At 50.2% G+C, this 15556-nt stretch carries 31 protein-coding genes; 1 reads left to right on the top strand and 30 read right to left on the bottom strand.

Annotated features, from left to right (window positions below):
* Nucleotides 1-82 precede the first annotated feature (82 nt).
* The 28 genes from rplQ to rpsJ form a co-directional block, all read right to left on the bottom strand.
* Entirely contained in the window at nt 83-469 is a 387-nt protein-coding gene (gene rplQ / locus HMPREF3178_RS03910; protein WP_004106324.1) for a 50S ribosomal protein L17, read from the bottom strand.
* 40 nt (nt 470-509) lie between these two features.
* On the bottom strand, nt 510-1499 hold the full coding sequence (locus tag HMPREF3178_RS03915) for a DNA-directed RNA polymerase subunit alpha (protein ID WP_002919219.1): 990 nt from the start codon (nt 1497-1499) through the stop codon (nt 510-512).
* 25 nt (nt 1500-1524) lie between these two features.
* Nucleotides 1525-2145: a 30S ribosomal protein S4 gene (gene rpsD / locus HMPREF3178_RS03920; RefSeq protein ID WP_004106330.1), complete on the bottom strand. Its 621-nt coding sequence runs from the start codon at nt 2143-2145 to the stop codon at nt 1525-1527.
* 33 nt (nt 2146-2178) lie between these two features.
* Nucleotides 2179-2568 carry a 30S ribosomal protein S11 gene (gene rpsK / locus HMPREF3178_RS03925; RefSeq protein WP_004138423.1) on the bottom strand — a complete coding sequence of 130 codons (390 nt, stop codon included), beginning with the start codon at nt 2566-2568 and terminating at the stop codon, nt 2179-2181.
* A gap of 16 nt (nt 2569-2584) precedes the next feature.
* The gene (rpsM, locus tag HMPREF3178_RS03930) at nt 2585-2941 is read right to left on the bottom strand and encodes a 30S ribosomal protein S13 (RefSeq protein ID WP_004106333.1); all 357 of its coding nucleotides are present in this window, start codon (nt 2939-2941) and stop codon (nt 2585-2587) included.
* A gap of 146 nt (nt 2942-3087) precedes the next feature.
* A complete protein-coding gene (gene rpmJ / locus HMPREF3178_RS03935) occupies nt 3088-3204 on the bottom strand; it encodes a 50S ribosomal protein L36 (RefSeq protein ID WP_000868187.1) in 117 nt (38 codons plus the stop codon).
* Between the two features lie 31 nt (nt 3205-3235).
* The gene (gene secY / locus HMPREF3178_RS03940; RefSeq protein WP_004106334.1) at nt 3236-4567 is read right to left on the bottom strand and encodes a preprotein translocase subunit SecY; all 1332 of its coding nucleotides are present in this window, start codon (nt 4565-4567) and stop codon (nt 3236-3238) included.
* 7 nt (nt 4568-4574) lie between these two features.
* Entirely contained in the window at nt 4575-5009 is a 435-nt protein-coding gene (gene rplO, locus HMPREF3178_RS03945) for a 50S ribosomal protein L15 (protein WP_004106336.1), read from the bottom strand.
* A gap of 3 nt (nt 5010-5012) precedes the next feature.
* Nucleotides 5013-5192 (bottom strand): 50S ribosomal protein L30, encoded by a 180-nt coding sequence (gene rpmD, locus HMPREF3178_RS03950; RefSeq protein ID WP_001140434.1) that lies wholly within the window; start codon nt 5190-5192, stop codon nt 5013-5015.
* Nucleotides 5193-5195: 3 nt separating this feature from the next.
* Entirely contained in the window at nt 5196-5699 is a 504-nt protein-coding gene (rpsE, locus tag HMPREF3178_RS03955; protein WP_004106339.1) for a 30S ribosomal protein S5, read from the bottom strand.
* A gap of 14 nt (nt 5700-5713) precedes the next feature.
* Nucleotides 5714-6067, bottom strand: a complete 354-nt coding sequence (gene rplR / locus HMPREF3178_RS03960) for a 50S ribosomal protein L18 (RefSeq protein WP_000358960.1) — start codon at nt 6065-6067, stop codon at nt 5714-5716.
* A 9-nt stretch (nt 6068-6076) separates the two neighbouring features.
* The gene (gene rplF / locus HMPREF3178_RS03965) at nt 6077-6610 is read right to left on the bottom strand and encodes a 50S ribosomal protein L6 (RefSeq protein ID WP_004106341.1); all 534 of its coding nucleotides are present in this window, start codon (nt 6608-6610) and stop codon (nt 6077-6079) included.
* Nucleotides 6611-6622: 12 nt separating this feature from the next.
* Entirely contained in the window at nt 6623-7015 is a 393-nt protein-coding gene (rpsH, locus tag HMPREF3178_RS03970) for a 30S ribosomal protein S8 (protein WP_004106343.1), read from the bottom strand.
* Nucleotides 7016-7048: 33 nt separating this feature from the next.
* Complete coding sequence (gene rpsN / locus HMPREF3178_RS03975; RefSeq protein WP_002919667.1) at nt 7049-7354, bottom strand: 30S ribosomal protein S14; 306 nt, start codon at nt 7352-7354, stop codon at nt 7049-7051.
* Between the two features lie 14 nt (nt 7355-7368).
* Nucleotides 7369-7908 carry a 50S ribosomal protein L5 gene (gene rplE / locus HMPREF3178_RS03980; protein ID WP_001096202.1) on the bottom strand — a complete coding sequence of 180 codons (540 nt, stop codon included), beginning with the start codon at nt 7906-7908 and terminating at the stop codon, nt 7369-7371.
* A 14-nt stretch (nt 7909-7922) separates the two neighbouring features.
* The gene (rplX, locus tag HMPREF3178_RS03985; RefSeq protein WP_004106345.1) at nt 7923-8237 is read right to left on the bottom strand and encodes a 50S ribosomal protein L24; all 315 of its coding nucleotides are present in this window, start codon (nt 8235-8237) and stop codon (nt 7923-7925) included.
* A gap of 10 nt (nt 8238-8247) precedes the next feature.
* Nucleotides 8248-8619, bottom strand: coding sequence for a 50S ribosomal protein L14 (rplN, locus tag HMPREF3178_RS03990; protein ID WP_000613954.1), 372 nt, complete (start codon nt 8617-8619; stop codon nt 8248-8250).
* Nucleotides 8620-8784: 165 nt separating this feature from the next.
* Nucleotides 8785-9039: a 30S ribosomal protein S17 gene (rpsQ, locus tag HMPREF3178_RS03995; RefSeq protein ID WP_004106347.1), complete on the bottom strand. Its 255-nt coding sequence runs from the start codon at nt 9037-9039 to the stop codon at nt 8785-8787.
* The gene (rpmC, locus tag HMPREF3178_RS04000) at nt 9039-9230 is read right to left on the bottom strand and encodes a 50S ribosomal protein L29 (protein WP_002919754.1); all 192 of its coding nucleotides are present in this window, start codon (nt 9228-9230) and stop codon (nt 9039-9041) included. The genes rpsQ and rpmC overlap by 1 nt, the downstream gene beginning before the upstream one ends.
* Nucleotides 9230-9640, bottom strand: a complete 411-nt coding sequence (rplP, locus tag HMPREF3178_RS04005) for a 50S ribosomal protein L16 (protein WP_002919759.1) — start codon at nt 9638-9640, stop codon at nt 9230-9232. The genes rpmC and rplP overlap by 1 nt, the downstream gene beginning before the upstream one ends.
* Before the next feature lie 12 nt (nt 9641-9652).
* Nucleotides 9653-10351, bottom strand: a complete 699-nt coding sequence (gene rpsC / locus HMPREF3178_RS04010) for a 30S ribosomal protein S3 (RefSeq protein WP_004106350.1) — start codon at nt 10349-10351, stop codon at nt 9653-9655.
* A 17-nt stretch (nt 10352-10368) separates the two neighbouring features.
* A complete protein-coding gene (gene rplV, locus HMPREF3178_RS04015; RefSeq protein WP_002919773.1) occupies nt 10369-10701 on the bottom strand; it encodes a 50S ribosomal protein L22 in 333 nt (110 codons plus the stop codon).
* A 14-nt stretch (nt 10702-10715) separates the two neighbouring features.
* Entirely contained in the window at nt 10716-10994 is a 279-nt protein-coding gene (rpsS, locus tag HMPREF3178_RS04020) for a 30S ribosomal protein S19 (RefSeq protein ID WP_001138115.1), read from the bottom strand.
* Nucleotides 10995-11010: 16 nt separating this feature from the next.
* On the bottom strand, nt 11011-11832 hold the full coding sequence (gene rplB / locus HMPREF3178_RS04025) for a 50S ribosomal protein L2 (RefSeq protein WP_000301869.1): 822 nt from the start codon (nt 11830-11832) through the stop codon (nt 11011-11013).
* 17 nt (nt 11833-11849) lie between these two features.
* A complete protein-coding gene (gene rplW, locus HMPREF3178_RS04030) occupies nt 11850-12152 on the bottom strand; it encodes a 50S ribosomal protein L23 (RefSeq protein WP_000617546.1) in 303 nt (100 codons plus the stop codon).
* Nucleotides 12149-12754: a 50S ribosomal protein L4 gene (rplD, locus tag HMPREF3178_RS04035; RefSeq protein WP_003031119.1), complete on the bottom strand. Its 606-nt coding sequence runs from the start codon at nt 12752-12754 to the stop codon at nt 12149-12151. The genes rplW and rplD overlap by 4 nt, the downstream gene beginning before the upstream one ends.
* A 10-nt stretch (nt 12755-12764) precedes the next feature.
* Complete coding sequence (rplC, locus tag HMPREF3178_RS04040) at nt 12765-13394, bottom strand: 50S ribosomal protein L3 (RefSeq protein WP_004106354.1); 630 nt, start codon at nt 13392-13394, stop codon at nt 12765-12767.
* Between the two features lie 32 nt (nt 13395-13426).
* Nucleotides 13427-13738, bottom strand: a complete 312-nt coding sequence (rpsJ, locus tag HMPREF3178_RS04045; protein ID WP_001181005.1) for a 30S ribosomal protein S10 — start codon at nt 13736-13738, stop codon at nt 13427-13429.
* Between the two features lie 378 nt (nt 13739-14116).
* Here rpsJ and HMPREF3178_RS04050 point away from each other — a divergent pair, with 378 nt between their 5' ends.
* On the top strand, nt 14117-14593 hold the full coding sequence (locus HMPREF3178_RS04050) for a prepilin peptidase (RefSeq protein WP_004106362.1): 477 nt from the start codon (nt 14117-14119) through the stop codon (nt 14591-14593).
* On the opposite strand, the gene bfr is transcribed toward HMPREF3178_RS04050, so the two are convergent.
* Entirely contained in the window at nt 14577-15053 is a 477-nt protein-coding gene (bfr, locus tag HMPREF3178_RS04055) for a bacterioferritin (RefSeq protein WP_004106364.1), read from the bottom strand. The genes HMPREF3178_RS04050 and bfr overlap by 17 nt on opposite strands.
* Nucleotides 15054-15126: 73 nt before the next feature.
* Nucleotides 15127-15321, bottom strand: coding sequence for a bacterioferritin-associated ferredoxin (gene bfd / locus HMPREF3178_RS04060; protein ID WP_004106366.1), 195 nt, complete (start codon nt 15319-15321; stop codon nt 15127-15129).
* Nucleotides 15322-15556 lie beyond the last annotated feature (235 nt).

Consider the following 15556-nt stretch of genomic DNA (forward strand, 5'->3'; position numbering starts at 1 on the left):
AGAATGCAGATATTGTAAACAAGCAGGAATAGGGAGGATATAAAAAAACCCGCCGGAGCGGGTTTTTTTACGTTACTACAGATTACTCTGCAGCAGCTTCTGCTTTCGATTCAGAGCGATCAACCAGCTCGATGTATGCCATCGGCGCGTTGTCGCCTGCACGGAAGCCACACTTCATAATACGAGTGTAACCACCGGCGCGGCTCGCGAAACGCGGGCCCAGCTCGTTAAACAGTTTTGCCACGATCTCGTTATCACGAGTGCGGGCGAATGCCAGACGACGATTAGCAACGCTATCAGTCTTGGCAAGAGTAATCAGCGGCTCAACTACGCGACGCAGTTCTTTCGCTTTCGGCAGGGTCGTCTTGATGATTTCATGACGAACCAGCGAACCAGCCATGTTACGGAACATAGCCTGGCGATGGCTGCTGTTGCGGTTCAGTTGACGACCACTCTTACGATGGCGCATGACCTTATCCTTCTCAGTAAAACCTTAACCTGTGATCCGGTTACTCGTCAGCAATGCTTGCCGGTGGCCAGTTTTCCAGGCGCATGCCCAGAGACAAACCACGTGAAGCCAGCACGTCTTTAATCTCGGTAAGAGATTTTTTACCCAGGTTCGGCGTTTTCAGCAACTCAACCTCGGTACGCTGTACCAGATCACCGATATAGTGGATAGCTTCTGCCTTGAGGCAGTTAGCAGAGCGGACAGTCAATTCGAGATCGTCAACAGGGCGCAGCAGGATCGGATCGAATTCTGGTTTCTCTTCTTTCACTTCCGGCTGACGTACATCACGTAAGTCAACGAAAGCTTCCAGTTGTTCTGCCAGGATGGTTGCCGCACGACGAATCGCCTCTTCAGGATCGATTGTGCCGTTGGTTTCCATTTCGATGACCAGCTTGTCCAGGTCGGTACGCTGTTCTACACGCGCTGCTTCAACATTGTAGGCAATACGCTCTACCGGGCTGTAGCATGCGTCGACCAGCAGACGGCCGATTGGGCGCTCATCTTCTTCCGAATGAATTCGGGCAGAAGCCGGCACATAACCGCGACCGCGCTGAACTTTGATACGCATGCTAATAGCTGCGTTCTCATCGGTCAGGTGGCAGATCACATGTTGCGGCTTGACGATTTCGACATCACCGTCATGGGTAATGTCGGCTGCGGTCACAGGGCCAATGCCAGATTTGTTCAAAGTAAGGATGACTTCATCTTTACCCTGAACTCTCACCGCCAGCCCTTTCAGGTTGAGCAGGATTTCAAGGATATCTTCCTGAACGCCTTCTTTGGTGCTGTACTCATGAAGTACACCATCAATCTCAACCTCGGTCACCGCGCAACCCGGCATCGATGAGAGCAGAATACGGCGCAGTGCGTTACCTAGAGTATGGCCAAAGCCACGCTCTAAAGGTTCAAGGGTCACCTTGGCGTGCGTCGAACTCACTTGCTCGATATCGACCAGGCGCGGTTTTAGAAACTCTGTCACAGAACCCTGCATTGTGTCCTCTCTTTGGTACTAAGCTTTACTTGGAGTAAAGCTCGACGATCAGGTGTTCGTTAATGTCCGCAGACAGATCAGAACGTTCCGGCAGACGCTTGAACGTACCTTCCATCTTGCCAGCATCAACTTCCAGCCAGGTTGGCTTTTCACGCTGCTCAGCCAGCTCCAGAGCGGCTTTCACGCGAGATTGCTTTTTCGCTTTCTCACGAATGCTGACAACGTCATTCGCTTTAACCTGATAAGAAGCGATGTTAACAACACGACCGTTTACCATGATAGCTTTGTGGCTAACCAGCTGACGTGATTCAGCACGAGTCGCGCCGAAGCCCATACGGTATACAACGTTGTCCAGACGACCTTCCAGCAGAGTCAACAGGTTTTCACCGGTGTTGCCTTTCAGACGCGCTGCTTCTTTATAATAGTTACGGAACTGACGCTCCAGCACACCGTACATACGGCGAACTTTTTGCTTTTCACGCAACTGCACACCATAGTCAGACAGACGCGGTTTACGCGCACCGTGCTGGCCAGGAGCTTGTTCAATTTTACACTTGGTATCGATCGCGCGAACGCCAGACTTAAGGAACAGGTCTGTGCCCTCACGACGGCTCAGCTTGAGCTTAGGACCCAAATATCTTGCCATTTTCTTTCTCCAACAATCCTAGAAACGAACGCGTTATACGCGACGTTTTTTCGGCGGACGACAACCGTTATGAGGGATCGGAGTCACATCAGTAATATTAGTGATGCGGAAACCAGCGGCGTTCAGTGCACGAATAGTAGATTCGCGACCTGGACCCGGACCTTTGACCATAACTTCCAGATTCTTGATGCCGTATTCTTTTACGGCTTCAGCGCAACGCTCTGCTGCAACCTGAGCTGCAAACGGAGTGGATTTGCGAGAACCACGGAAACCGGAACCACCGGCTGTTGCCCAACCCAGCGCGTTACCTTGACGATCGGTAATGGTAACGATGGTGTTGTTAAAAGAAGCATGGACATGAGCCACGCCATCAGAGACTTGTTTTCTTACACGCTTACGTGCACGAACTGGTGCCTTTGCCATTATTCAATCACCCCGATTATTTCTTGATCGGTTTACGCGGACCCTTACGGGTACGTGCGTTGGTCTTAGTACGCTGACCGCGAACCGGAAGACCACGACGATGGCGTAAACCACGATAGCAACCAAGGTCCATCAGACGCTTGATGCTCAGGGTGATTTCACGGCGCAGATCACCTTCAACGACAAATTTACCTACCGCTTCACGCAGGGATTCAATTTGTTCTTCAGACAGCTCACTGATCTTAACATTTTCAGCGATACCCGTGTCAGCACAGATGGCTTTAGAGCGGGTCTTGCCGATACCGAAAATGGCAGTTAATGCGATTACGGTATGTTTGTGATCAGGAATGTTAATGCCTGCTATACGGGCCACTATGCACTCCTACTATTTAATATGTACGCACCATGCTGAAAAGCCCGTTTTCAGGATACTCAAATGGAAACGTACAGACATACAAAAGATTGGCTGGCTAATCTAGCCAGCTCAACCCAACTTTGCAAGAAAAATATGCGAATAAATCAGCCTTGGCGCTGTTTATGCTTCGGCTCGGCACTGCAAATCACGCGGATGACGCCATCACGCTTAACGATTTTGCAGTTACGGCATAATTTCTTGACGGAAGCACGAACTTTCATTTTTACTCTCCGTAACTTCTCGAGCGACCTGTTAGCGGCCGTAGCCTTTCAGATTCGCCTTCTTCAATGCAGACTCATACTGACTTGACATCATCAGAGTTTGCACTTGAGCCATAAAGTCCATAATCACGACAACAACGATAAGCAGTGAGGTCCCACCGAAGTAGAACGGTACTTTCATTGCATCACGCATGAACTCCGGGATCAGGCAGATAAAAGTGATGTATAACGCACCGACCAAAGTCAGGCGAGTCATTACTTTATCGATATACTTCGCCGTTTGCTCTCCCGGACGAATTCCTGGTACAAATGCACCGGACTTCTTCAGGTTATCTGCTGTTTCACGCGGGTTGAAAACCAACGCCGTGTAGAAGAAACAGAAGAAGATGATTGCAGACGCATAGAGTAACACATAAAGCGGTTGCCCAGGCTGCAAATACAGCGAAATTGTTGTCAGCCAGTTCCAACCAGTACCGCCCCCGAACCAAGATGTAATGGTTGCCGGGAACAGAATAATACTGGAAGCGAAGATTGCCGGGATGACCCCTGCCATATTCACTTTCAGCGGTAAATGTGTGCTCTGTGCAGCATAGACACGACGACCCTGTTGACGTTTCGCGTAGTTTACCACAATGCGGCGTTGGCCACGCTCAACAAACACAACAAAGAAGGTCACTGCAAATACTAATACTGCAACCAACAGCAACAGGAGGAAGTGCAGGTCGCCTTGACGCGCTTGCTCGATAGTATGGGCTATGGCCGGCGGGAGTCCCGCAACGATACCAGCGAAGATAATGATCGAAATACCGTTACCGATACCACGCTCAGTGATCTGTTCGCCGAGCCACATCAGGAACATCGTTCCTGAGACCAGACTAACAACAGCGGTGAAATAGAATGCAAAGCCTGGATTTATTACCAGGCCCTGCATACCAGGCATATTCGGTAGACCGGTAGCAATACCGATCGACTGGAATATCGCCAGCACCAGAGTACCGTAGCGGGTGTACTGGCTGATCTTACGACGACCAGACTCCCCTTCTTTCTTCAGCTCCGCTAACGGCTGATAAACAACCGTTAACAGCTGGACAATGATCGATGCCGAAATATACGGCATGATACCCAGAGCAAAGATTGAAGCACGGCTGAGAGCACCACCAGAGAACATGTTGAACATTTCAATGATGGTGCCTCGCTGTTGCTCAAGCAGTTTGGCAAGTACAGCGGCATCAATACCAGGGATCGGAATAAAAGAGCCAATACGGAACACAATCAACGCACCGATTACAAACAACAGTCTGCGCTTCAGTTCGCCAATCCCACCTTTGGCACTTTGAAAATCTAATCCCGGTTGCTTAGCCATCTGCTACTTATTCCTCAATTTTACCGCCAGCAGCTTCGATAGCAGCACGAGCACCTTTAGTCACGCGCAGGCCACGAACAGTTACCGGACGAGATACTTCACCAGACAGGATCACTTTCGCGAACTCGATCTGGATACCGATAATGTTAGCCGCTTTCAGCGTGTTCAGGTCGATAACATCGCCTTCTACGTGAGCCAGATCAGACAGACGAACTTCTGCAGTGATCATCGCTTTACGAGAAGTGAAGCCGAATTTCGGCAGGCGACGGTACAGAGGCATCTGACCACCTTCGAAACCGCGACGTACGCCACCGCCAGAACGAGAGTTCTGACCTTTGTGACCACGACCACCGGTTTTACCGAGGCCAGAACCGATACCACGACCCAGGCGTTTACCCGCCTTTTTAGAGCCTTCGGCCGGAGACAGAGTATTTAAACGCATCTCTTACTCCTCAACTTTAACCATGAAGGAAACCGCGTTGACCATACCACGAACAGCAGGAGTATCCTCGCGCTCTACGGTGTGACCAATACGACGCAGACCCAGGCCAAGCAGCGTTGCCTTGTGTTTCGGCAGACGACCGATTGCACTGCGGGTTTGAGTAATTTTAATAGTCTTTGCCATGGTTTATTTCCCCAGAATTTCTTCAACGGATTTACCACGCTTGGCAGCGACCATTTCTGGAGAATTCATATTTTCCAGGCCATCAATAGTTGCACGAACCACGTTGATCGGGTTAGTGGAACCATATGCTTTGGCCAGAACGTTATGAACTCCAGCAACTTCCAGAACGGCGCGCATTGCACCACCGGCGATGATACCGGTACCTTCGGAAGCTGGCTGCATGAATACACGAGAACCCGTGTGAACACCTTTAACCGGGTGCTGCAGGGTGCCGTGGTTCAGCGCGACGTTAATCATATTGCGACGGGCTTTTTCCATCGCTTTCTGGATCGCTGCTGGAACTTCACGCGCTTTACCGTAACCAAAACCAACGCGACCGTTACCGTCACCAACTACAGTCAGAGCTGTGAAGGAGAAAATACGACCACCTTTAACGGTTTTAGATACGCGGTTAACCGCGATCAGCTTTTCCTGCAGTTCGCCAGCTTGTTTTTCGATGTGAGCCATCTTACACCTCTACCTTAGAACTGAAGGCCAGCTTCACGGGCAGCATCTGCCAGTGCCTGGACACGACCATGATATTGGAACCCGGAACGGTCAAAGGATACATCTTTGATGCCTTTTTCCAGAGCGCGTTCAGCGACAGCTTTACCCACAGCTGCAGCCGCGTCTTTGTTACCGGTGTACTTCAGTTGTTCAGCGATAGCTTTTTCTACAGTAGAAGCAGCTACCAGAACTTCAGAACCGTTCGGTGCAATTACCTGTGCGTAAATATGACGCGGGGTACGATGTACCACCAGGCGAGTTGCACCCAGCTCCTGGAGCTTGCGGCGTGCGCGGGTCGCACGACGGATACGAGCAGATTTCTTATCCATAGTGTTACCTTACTTCTTCTTAGCCTCTTTGGTACGCACGACTTCGTCGGCGTAACGAACACCCTTACCTTTATAAGGCTCAGGACGACGGTAGGCGCGCAGATCTGCTGCAACCTGACCGATCACCTGCTTATCAGCGCCTTTCAGCACGATTTCAGTTTGAGTCGGACATTCTGCAGTGATACCGGCCGGCAGTTTATGCTCAACAGGATGAGAGAAACCTAAAGCCAGGTTTACTACATCCCCTTTGACCGCTGCACGATAACCTACACCAACCAGCTGAAGCTTTTTAGTGAAGCCTTCGGTAACACCAACAACCATTGAGTTCAGCAGGGCACGCGCGGTACCAGCCTGAGCCCATCCATCCACGAAACCATCACGCGGACCGAAGGTCAGAGCATTATCTGCATGTTTAACTTCAACAGCATTGTTGAGGGTACGAGTCAGCTCGCCGTTTTTACCTTTGATCGTAATAACCTGACCGTTGATTTTTACATCAACGCCGGCAGGAACAACGACCGGTGCTTTAGCAACACGAGACATTTTTTCCTCCGATTAGGCTACGTAGCAGATAATTTCGCCACCAAGACCAGCCTGGCGCGCTGCACGATCAGTCATAACACCTTTAGAGGTAGAAATAACCGCGATACCCAGACCCGCCATAACTTTCGGCAGCTCATCTTTACGTTTGTAGATGCGCAGACCTGGGCGGCTGACACGCTGAATGCTTTCTACAACAGCTTTACCCTGGAAATACTTAAGAGTCAGTTCCAGTTCCGGCTTGATGTCGCCTTCAACTTTAAAATCTTCAATAAAGCCTTCTTCCTTCAGCACGTTGGCAATTGCCACTTTCAGCTTGGAGGAAGGCATGGTGACCGCAGCTTTATTCGCGGCCTGACCGTTACGGATACGGGTCAGCATATCCGCGATCGGATCTTGCATGCTCATCTGTCTTTACTCCCGTGATTCAATTGGTGACAATTACCAGCTAGCCTTTTTCAGACCCGGGATTTCACCGCGCATTGCGGCTTCACGGACCTTGATACGGCTCAACCCGAACTTCCGCAGGAAACCATGCGGACGACCTGTTTGACGGCAGCGATTACGCTGACGAGACGGGCTGGAATCACGCGGCAGAGTCTGCAGCTTGAGAACAGCATTCCAACGATCTTCGTCGGTTGCGTTCACATCAGAGATGATAGCTTTCAGTTCAGCGCGTTTAGCGAAGAATTTATCAGCTAAAGCCACGCGCTTTACTTCGCGTGCTTTCATTGATTGCTTAGCCATTAAGTAACCCTACCTTACTTGCGGAACGGGAAGTCAAAGGCAGCCAGCAGAGCGCGGCCTTCTTCATCAGATTTCGCAGTAGTGGTAATGGTAATATCCAAACCACGAACGCGGTCGACTTTATCGTAGTCGATTTCTGGGAAGATGATCTGCTCACGGACACCCATGCTGTAGTTGCCACGACCGTCGAAAGACTTAGCGGACAAGCCACGGAAGTCACGGATACGCGGTACAGCAATAGTGATCAGGCGCTCAAAGAACTCCCACATGCGTTCGCCACGCAGAGTTACTTTACAGCCGATCGGATAGCCCTGACGGATTTTGAAGCCTGCAACTGATTTGCGTGCTTTGGTGATCAGCGGTTTTTGACCGGAGATTGCTGTCAGATCCGCTGCTGCGTTATCCAGCAGTTTCTTGTCAGCGATCGCTTCACCAACACCCATGTTCAGGGTGATCTTCTCGACCCGAGGGACTTGCATGACAGAATTGTAGTTAAACTCAGTCATGAGTTTCTTAACTACTTCGTCTTTGTAGTAATCATGCAGTTTCGCCATCGTACTACTCCAAATTACTTGATAGTTTCGCTGTTAGACTTGAAGAAACGGACTTTTTTGCCGTCTTCGAATCTAAAGCCTACACGGTCAGCCTTGCCGGTTGCCGCATTGAAGATTGCAACGTTAGAAACCTGAATAGCAGCTTCTTTTTCAACGATGCCGCCTGGTTGGTTCAGAGCCGGAACCGGCTTCTGGTGTTTCTTAACCAGGTTGATACCTTCAACAATGAGCTTGCCGGAAGACAAGACATTCTTAACTTTACCGCGTTTACCTTTATCTTTACCGGTTAACACGATAACTTCGTCATCACGACGGATTTTCGCTGCCATGATTCGCTCCTTAGAGTACTTCTGGGGCCAGAGAGATAATTTTCATGAACTTCTCGTTACGAAGTTCACGAGTTACCGGCCCAAAAATACGCGTACCGATGGGCTGCTCGCTGTTATTGTTTAAAATAACGCATGCATTACCATCGAAGCGAATGACAGAACCGTCCGGGCGACGAACACCCTTCTTGGTGCGCACCACTACCGCCTTCAGCACATCACCTTTTTTGACCTTACCACGCGGAATTGCTTCTTTGATGGTGATCTTGATGATGTCGCCTACGCCTGCGTAGCGACGGTGCGAGCCACCCAGAACCTTGATACACATTACGCGACGTGCACCGGAGTTGTCGGCGACGTTCAGCATAGTCTGTTCTTGGATCATTTTAGTGCTCCGCTAATGTCAACTACTACTGAGACCCAAAAATAGGGTCGTTAAAAAAGCCCCATATCGAGGGCGCGGCATTATAACACCGCAAATCAGATATGGGTAGAAAAAATAAACGGCTCATCGCTGAGCCGTTTATCCGTATCGAGAATGCGTACTGTATTACAGAACCGCTTTCTCTACAACGCGAACCAGCGTCCAGGACTTAGTCTTGGACAGCGGACGGCATTCGCGGATTTCAACCACGTCACCGATACCGCATTCGTTGTTCTCGTCATGTACGTGCAGTTTGGTCGTACGCTTGATGAATTTGCCGTATACCGGGTGTTTCACCATACGTTCGATAGCAACAACAATGGATTTCTCCATTTTGTCGCTAACCACGCGACCTTGCAGAGTACGGATTTTATCGGTCATTACGCACCCGCCTTCTGAGTCAGTAAAGTCTTAACGCGTGCAACATCACGACGCACTTGCTTCAGCAGATGAGTCTGTTGCAGCTGGCCACTTGCAGCCTGCATACGCAGGTTGAACTGCTCACGCAGCAGGTTCAGCAGCTCAGCGTTCAGCTCTTCAACGCTTTTTTCACGCAGCTCTTTTGCTTTCATTACATCACCGTCTTAGTTACAAAGGTGGTTTTGATCGGCAGTTTCGCTGCTGCCAGGCCGAATGCTTCACGGGCCAGCTCTTCCGGTACGCCGTCCATTTCATAAAGGACTTTACCCGGCTGAATCAAGGCAACCCAGTACTCCACGTTACCTTTACCTTTACCCATACGAACTTCCAGCGGCTTCTCGGTGATCGGTTTGTCCGGGAATACACGGATCCAGATCTTACCTTGACGCTTAACTGCACGGGTCATAGCACGACGTGCTGCTTCGATCTGACGTGCAGTCAGACGACCACGGCCAACAGCTTTCAGACCGAAAGTGCCGAAGCTAACATCCGTACCCTGCGCCAGACCACGGTTGCGGCCTTTGTGCACTTTACGGAATTTTGTACGCTTTGGTTGTAACATCAGCGACGCTCCTTATTTACGGCCTTTACGCTGCTGCTTTTTAGGTTGAGCAGCCGGTTCCGGTTGTTCAACAGCAGCCATACCACCCAGGATCTCACCTTTGAAGATCCATACCTTAACGCCGATTACACCGTAAGTGGTGTGCGCTTCAGAGGTGTTGTAGTCGATGTCAGCACGCAGAGTGTGCAGCGGTACGCGACCTTCACGGTACCATTCGGTACGTGCGATTTCCGCGCCGCCCAGACGGCCGCTAACTTCAACTTTGATACCTTTAGCGCCCAGACGCATTGCGTTCTGTACAGCACGCTTCATAGCACGACGGAACATAACGCGACGTTCCAGCTGAGAAGTGATGCTGTCAGCAACCAATTTAGCGTCCAGTTCAGGCTTACGAACTTCGGCAATATTGATCTGTGCAGGCACGCCAGCGAGATCCGCGACGACCTTGCGCAGTTTTTCTACGTCTTCGCCTTTCTTACCGATAACGATACCCGGGCGAGCGGTGTGAATGGTCACACGAATGCTCTTAGCCGGACGCTCGATAACGATGCGAGATACAGACGCTTTCGCCAGTTCCTTAGTCAGGTACTGACGTACTTTAAAATCGCTGTCCAGGTTGTCAGCGAATTCTTTGGTGTTCGCAAACCAGGTAGAGTTCCATGGTTTTACAATACCCAGGCGAATACCATTAGGATGTACTTTCTGACCCATTGCTAGTCTCCAGAGTCTCAGCGATCGGACACAACCACAGTAATGTGGCTGGTGCGCTTCAGGATGCGATCTGCACGACCTTTAGCACGCGGCATAATGCGCTTCATGCTCGGGCCTTCGTCTACGAAAATTTTCGCAACTTTCAGATCATCAATGTCAGCGCCATCGTTGTGTTCAGCGTTAGCAATGGCAGATTCCAGTACCTTCTTGACCAGTACAGCAGCTTTCTTGTTGGTGTAGGTCAGAATATCCAGGGCCTGCGACACTTTCTTACCGCGAATCAGGTCAGCAACAAGGCGTACCTTCTGAGCAGAAGAACGAGCATGGCGATGTTGAGCTAAAGTTTCCATCTCTTCCTCCTACCTTATTTCTTCTTCGCTTTTTTATCAGCAGCGTGGCCGCGATAAGTACGAGTCGGTGCGAATTCACCCAGTTTGTGACCAACCATTTCGTCGGAAACAAAAACTGGAACGTGCTGACGACCATTATGGACAGCGATGGTCAAACCGATCATGTTAGGAAAGATCGTTGAACGACGGGACCAAGTGCGCAGGGGCTTCTTGTCTCCGCTTTCCACCGCTTTCTCTACCTTCTTCAGCAAGTGCAGGTCAATAAAAGGACCTTTCTTGAGAGAACGTGGCATGGCTTATCCTCTAAAATTATTTGCTACGGCGACGTACGATGAATTTATCAGTACGCTTGTTGCTGCGGGTCTTCTTACCTTTGGTCTGAACGCCCCACGGAGTTACCGGGTGCTTACCAAAGTTACGACCTTCACCACCACCATGTGGGTGGTCGACTGGGTTCATCGCAGTACCGCGAACGGTAGGACGAACGCCACGCCAGCGTGCAGCACCTGCTTTACCCAGAACGCGCAGCATATGCTCAGCATTGCCAACTTCGCCCAGAGTAGCGCGGCAGTCTGCTTCGACTTTACGCATTTCACCAGAACGCAGACGCAGGGTGACATAAGCACCATCGCGAGCAACGATCTGAACGTAAGTACCAGCGGAACGAGCCAGCTGACCGCCTTTACCTGGTTTCATTTCTACGTTATGAACGGTAGAACCAACCGGGATATTGCGCATCGGCAGGGTGTTGCCTGCTTTGATTGCAGCATCAACGCCAGACTGAATCTGGTCGCCAGCTTTCAGGCCTTTAGGGGCCAGAATGTAACGGCGCTCACCGTCTTTGTACAGAACCAGCGCGATGTTCGCGGAGCGGTTCGGATCGTACTCAAGACGTTCAACAACTGCCGGGATACCATCTTTGTTGCGTTTGAAGTCAACAATACGGTAGGCCTGTTTGTGACCACCACCGATATGACGAGTGGTGATACGGCCATTGTTGTTACGACCACCGGATTTGCTGTTTTTTTCAACCAGCGGAGCAAAAGGTTTGCCCTTGTGCAGCTCTGGGTTGACCACTTTAACAACGTGGCGACGACCCGGAGATGTCGGTTTACATTTAACAACTGCCATTGTATTACTCCTCCGACTTACTCAGCGCCGCCGACGAAGTCCAGATTCTGGCCTTCCTTCAGGGTGACGTAAGCTTTTTTCCAGTCGCTACGACGACCGATACGCTGTCCGTGACGTTTAACTTTCCCTTTAACAACCAGGGTGTTAACGACTTCGACTTCGACTTCAAACAGTTTCTGCACAGCAGCTTTGATCTCTGCTTTGGTCGCGTCTTTAGCAACTTTGAGAACGATGGTGTTAGTTTTTTCCATCGCAGTAGACGCTTTTTCAGAAACGTGCGGTGCGCGCAGCACCTTCAGCAGACGTTCTTCACGAATCATGCCAGCATCTCCTCAACTTGCTTAACAGCATCAGCAGTCATTACGACTTTGTCGAAGGCGATCAGGCTAACCGGGTCGATACCAGTTGCATCACGTACGTCAACCTTGTGCAGGTTGCGCGCAGCAAGGAACAGGTTCTCGTCCAGCTCACCGGTGATGATCAGCACATCTTCCAGAGCCATGTCTTTCAGTTTCTGTGCCAGCAGCTTAGTTTTAGGCGCTTCTACAGAGAAAGATTCGACAACGATCAGACGATCCTGACGTACCAGTTCGGACAGAATGCTTTTCAGCGCGCCGCGGTACATCTTTTTGTTAACTTTTTGACTGTGGTCCTGCGGACGAGCAGCGAAGGTCACGCCACCTGAACGCCAGATCGGGCTCTTGATAGAACCTGAACGCGCACGGCCGGTACCTTTCTGGCGCCACGGCTTTTTGCCTGAACCAGTTACTTCAGCACGAGTCTTCTGAGCACGAGTACCCTGACGAGCACCAGCTGCATAAGCAACTACAACCTGGTGAACCAGCGCTTCGTTGAAATCACGACCGAAGGTAGTTTCGGAAACAGTCAGCGCGCTCTGCGCGTCTTTCAATACTAATTCCATTGCTATCCCCTTACGCCTTCACAGCTGGTTTAACGATCAGGTCGCTACCGGTTGCACCCGGGACTGCACCTTTAACCAGCAGCAGGTTGCGCTCAGCGTCAACACGTACTACGTCCAGGCTCTGAACGGTTACACGTTCGTTACCCAGCTGACCTGCCATTTTCTTGCCTTTGAACACTTTGCCCGGAGTCTGGTTCTGACCGATAGAACCCGGAACGCGGTGAGACAAGGAGTTACCGTGAGTTGCGTCCTGGGTACGGAAGTTCCAGCGCTTAACGGTACCAGCAAAACCTTTACCTTTAGAGGTACCGGTTACGTCAACTTTTTTAACGTCAGCAAACAGCTCAACGCTAATGTCCTGACCTACGGTGAACTCTTCGCCGTCAGCCAGACGGAATTCCCACAGACCACGGCCAGCTTCAACGCCAGCTTTAGCGAAGTGACCCGCTTCCGGTTTGGTTACACGGTTTGCTTTTTTAGCACCAGTGGTAACCTGAACGGCACGGTAGCCATCGTTAGCCAGATCTTTAACCTGAGTAACGCGGTTTGCTTCAACTTCGATTACGGTTACTGGGATAGATACGCCATCTTCAGTGAAGATGCGGGTCATGCCCACTTTTTTACCGACTAAACCAATCATTGTTTCAACCTCTCAATCGCTCGATGACCTGATTAACCCAGGCTGATCTGCACGTCTACACCGGCAGCCAGATCCAGACGCATCAGAGCATCAACGGTTTTTTCAGTTGGCTCAACGATGTCAACCAGACGCTTATGAGTGCGGATTTCGTACTGATCGCGCGCGTCTTTGTTAACGTGCGGAGAGATCAGAACGGTAAAGCGCTCTTTGCGGGTCGGCAGCGGGATCGGACCACGGACTTGCGCACCAGTGCGCTTAGCAGTCTCGACGATTTCCGCGGTTGATTGATCGATCAGACGATGATCAAACGCTTTAAGGCGGATACGGATTCTTTGGTTCTGCATGAGACCAGAGCTCCAATTATTTTATAGACGAAATGGTTACTCCTCATACCCATTACGATTGATGGGAGAGTGTAACCGTTCTTACATAGTTCCCCAATTGGGAACATTGTTTGGTAGCTTGTTGCTGCTACCAGGGTTCATATCGAACCGGCCGTCAACTTTGACAGGCCCGCGCATTATACGCAAATTCAGCCACAACGCAAGTACTGCGTAGAAAATCATCACTTCTTTCTGCGAGTCCGCTTCCGCTCACGCCGTAACGCAACCTGTAGACATAAAAAATTTGGATAAGTCAGTCCATTCCCGGTCATTGGCCTTTGCCAGATGCTCTCCTCCTCAGCACACTCGGTGCTAACAGCCACAACATGGAGAAAATCAATGGCAGTTGCGAACGTTGTCTTCTTTATTATCTACGGCGGCTTATTGCTCACTCTCAGCTGGCACGATCTGCGCTATGGCTTGCTACCCGATAAATTCACCTGCCCTCTGCTCTGGAGCGGGCTGCTTTACTATGTATGTATGTCGCCGGTCAATCTGCCGCATGCGGTATGGGGAGCGATAGCAGGCTATCTGGCCTTTGCGTTAATTTATTGGTTCTACAGGGGAGTACGTGGGTCTGAAGGTATCGGCTACGGTGATGTAAAGTTACTCGCCGCACTTGGAGCCTGGCATGGCTGGAGAGCTTTACCGCAGCTGGTTCTTATCGCAACGATTCTGGCATGCGCTGCCGTAGCAGTAGTGATTCTACGCACCAGAGAAAGAGAGGCATTACATAACCCGCTACCTTTTGGCCCTTTTCTGGCCGTAGCGGGTTTATCATCTGAAGGTGTGACCTTTCTTAGTCCGCCACTTTAATCTGCGACTGAAGATAATTCTGCAGACCAATTTTAGCTATGAGATCCAGTTCGGTTTCAAGCCAATCGATATGCCCTTCTTCGTCTGCAAGGATAGTGATTAACATATCCCGGCTGACGTAGTCATGGACGCTGTCGGCATAGGCAATGGCTTCTCGTAGATCCTTTGCCCCTTCCAGCTCCAGCCTCAGGTCAGATTGCAGCATCTCCTCGACGTCCTCCCCAATGCGGAGTTTACCGAGGTCCTGCAGGTTAGGGATCCCCTCAAGAAACAAAATACGCTCAATATACTTATCGGCATGCTTCATTTCATCGATGGATTCATGGTATTCGACATCATTGAGGCGCATCAGGCCCCAGTTTTTGAACATTCTCGCATGGAGAAAGTACTGATTAATTGCGACCAGCTCATTTCCCAATAATTTATTGAGATAACTTATGATTTTGACATCACCTTTCATTATATAGTCCCTCCGCTTCCACTTATTGAAGCGTAGTTCGGGCTATTAGGATGTCAAAGTTAAGCCGTGGTCTTCAGGCAATCTCTTGATATTCCGGCATGCGAGTCAATTCATCTTCCATAATTTCTCTGGCCGCGCGCACACACTTACCGCATTGATTTCCCACGGGAATAAATTTGCGCAACTGCTGGAAAGATTGAGGGTGAAACTGGCGCACAGCCTGACGAATTTTTTTATCGTTCACACCATTACACAGACAAACGTACATACATACTCCCGTTCAACTTACAGGCGAAGTGTAAATGAGAATAGTTATGATTACAATAGGCTGTTTATTAAATATACATATCATTTATTGTCTGTAATCTTTCACGGATATACCTTCAAATTACAGACAGCAAAAAGGGCGCCTTAGCGCCCTTTTTCATTCCGGACTAATAATTAGCCGAGAACTTTAGCAACAACGCCCGCGCCAACGGTACGGCCGCCTTCACGGATTGCGA

This window comes from Klebsiella sp. HMSC09D12 (assembly GCF_001808475.1).
GTDB lineage: Bacteria > Pseudomonadota > Gammaproteobacteria > Enterobacterales > Enterobacteriaceae > Klebsiella > Klebsiella oxytoca.

Excerpts from the sequence above, each read along its gene's own strand:
- bfd (WP_004106366.1), bottom strand. The coding sequence starts at position 15,321 with ATGTACGTTTGTCTGTGTAATGGTGTGAACGATAAAAAAATTCGTCAG.
- rplN (WP_000613954.1), bottom strand. The coding sequence starts at position 8,619 with ATGATCCAAGAACAGACTATGCTGAACGTCGCCGACAACTCCGGTGCA.
- rpsD (WP_004106330.1), bottom strand. The coding sequence starts at position 2,145 with ATGGCAAGATATTTGGGTCCTAAGCTCAAGCTGAGCCGTCGTGAGGGC.
- rpmC (WP_002919754.1), bottom strand. The coding sequence starts at position 9,230 with ATGAAAGCAAAAGAGCTGCGTGAAAAAAGCGTTGAAGAGCTGAACGCT.
- rpmJ (WP_000868187.1), bottom strand. The coding sequence starts at position 3,204 with ATGAAAGTTCGTGCTTCCGTCAAGAAATTATGCCGTAACTGCAAAATC.
- rplV (WP_002919773.1), bottom strand. The coding sequence starts at position 10,701 with ATGGAAACTTTAGCTCAACATCGCCATGCTCGTTCTTCTGCTCAGAAG.
- rpsJ (WP_001181005.1), bottom strand. The coding sequence starts at position 13,738 with ATGCAGAACCAAAGAATCCGTATCCGCCTTAAAGCGTTTGATCATCGT.
- rplR (WP_000358960.1), bottom strand. The coding sequence starts at position 6,067 with ATGGATAAGAAATCTGCTCGTATCCGTCGTGCGACCCGCGCACGCCGC.
- HMPREF3178_RS03915 (WP_002919219.1), bottom strand. The coding sequence starts at position 1,499 with ATGCAGGGTTCTGTGACAGAGTTTCTAAAACCGCGCCTGGTCGATATC.
- rpsS (WP_001138115.1), bottom strand. The coding sequence starts at position 10,994 with ATGCCACGTTCTCTCAAGAAAGGTCCTTTTATTGACCTGCACTTGCTG.
- rplF (WP_004106341.1), bottom strand. The coding sequence starts at position 6,610 with ATGTCTCGTGTTGCTAAAGCACCGGTCGTTGTTCCTGCCGGCGTTGAT.
- rplW (WP_000617546.1), bottom strand. The coding sequence starts at position 12,152 with ATGATTCGTGAAGAACGTCTGCTGAAGGTGCTGCGCGCACCGCACGTT.
- rplQ (WP_004106324.1), bottom strand. The coding sequence starts at position 469 with ATGCGCCATCGTAAGAGTGGTCGTCAACTGAACCGCAACAGCAGCCAT.
- rplC (WP_004106354.1), bottom strand. The coding sequence starts at position 13,394 with ATGATTGGTTTAGTCGGTAAAAAAGTGGGCATGACCCGCATCTTCACT.
- HMPREF3178_RS04050 (WP_004106362.1), top strand. The coding sequence starts at position 14,117 with ATGGCAGTTGCGAACGTTGTCTTCTTTATTATCTACGGCGGCTTATTG.
- rplO (WP_004106336.1), bottom strand. The coding sequence starts at position 5,009 with ATGCGTTTAAATACTCTGTCTCCGGCCGAAGGCTCTAAAAAGGCGGGT.
- rpsK (WP_004138423.1), bottom strand. The coding sequence starts at position 2,568 with ATGGCAAAGGCACCAGTTCGTGCACGTAAGCGTGTAAGAAAACAAGTC.
- rpmD (WP_001140434.1), bottom strand. The coding sequence starts at position 5,192 with ATGGCAAAGACTATTAAAATTACTCAAACCCGCAGTGCAATCGGTCGT.
- rplP (WP_002919759.1), bottom strand. The coding sequence starts at position 9,640 with ATGTTACAACCAAAGCGTACAAAATTCCGTAAAGTGCACAAAGGCCGC.
- rpsC (WP_004106350.1), bottom strand. The coding sequence starts at position 10,351 with ATGGGTCAGAAAGTACATCCTAATGGTATTCGCCTGGGTATTGTAAAA.
- rpsE (WP_004106339.1), bottom strand. The coding sequence starts at position 5,699 with ATGGCTCACATCGAAAAACAAGCTGGCGAACTGCAGGAAAAGCTGATC.
- rpsH (WP_004106343.1), bottom strand. The coding sequence starts at position 7,015 with ATGAGCATGCAAGATCCGATCGCGGATATGCTGACCCGTATCCGTAAC.
- rpsN (WP_002919667.1), bottom strand. The coding sequence starts at position 7,354 with ATGGCTAAGCAATCAATGAAAGCACGCGAAGTAAAGCGCGTGGCTTTA.
- rplX (WP_004106345.1), bottom strand. The coding sequence starts at position 8,237 with ATGGCAGCGAAAATCCGTCGTGATGACGAAGTTATCGTGTTAACCGGT.
- rplE (WP_001096202.1), bottom strand. The coding sequence starts at position 7,908 with ATGGCGAAACTGCATGATTACTACAAAGACGAAGTAGTTAAGAAACTC.
- secY (WP_004106334.1), bottom strand. The coding sequence starts at position 4,567 with ATGGCTAAGCAACCGGGATTAGATTTTCAAAGTGCCAAAGGTGGGATT.
- rpsQ (WP_004106347.1), bottom strand. The coding sequence starts at position 9,039 with ATGACCGATAAAATCCGTACTCTGCAAGGTCGCGTGGTTAGCGACAAA.
- rplD (WP_003031119.1), bottom strand. The coding sequence starts at position 12,754 with ATGGAATTAGTATTGAAAGACGCGCAGAGCGCGCTGACTGTTTCCGAA.
- rplB (WP_000301869.1), bottom strand. The coding sequence starts at position 11,832 with ATGGCAGTTGTTAAATGTAAACCGACATCTCCGGGTCGTCGCCACGTT.
- bfr (WP_004106364.1), bottom strand. The coding sequence starts at position 15,053 with ATGAAAGGTGATGTCAAAATCATAAGTTATCTCAATAAATTATTGGGA.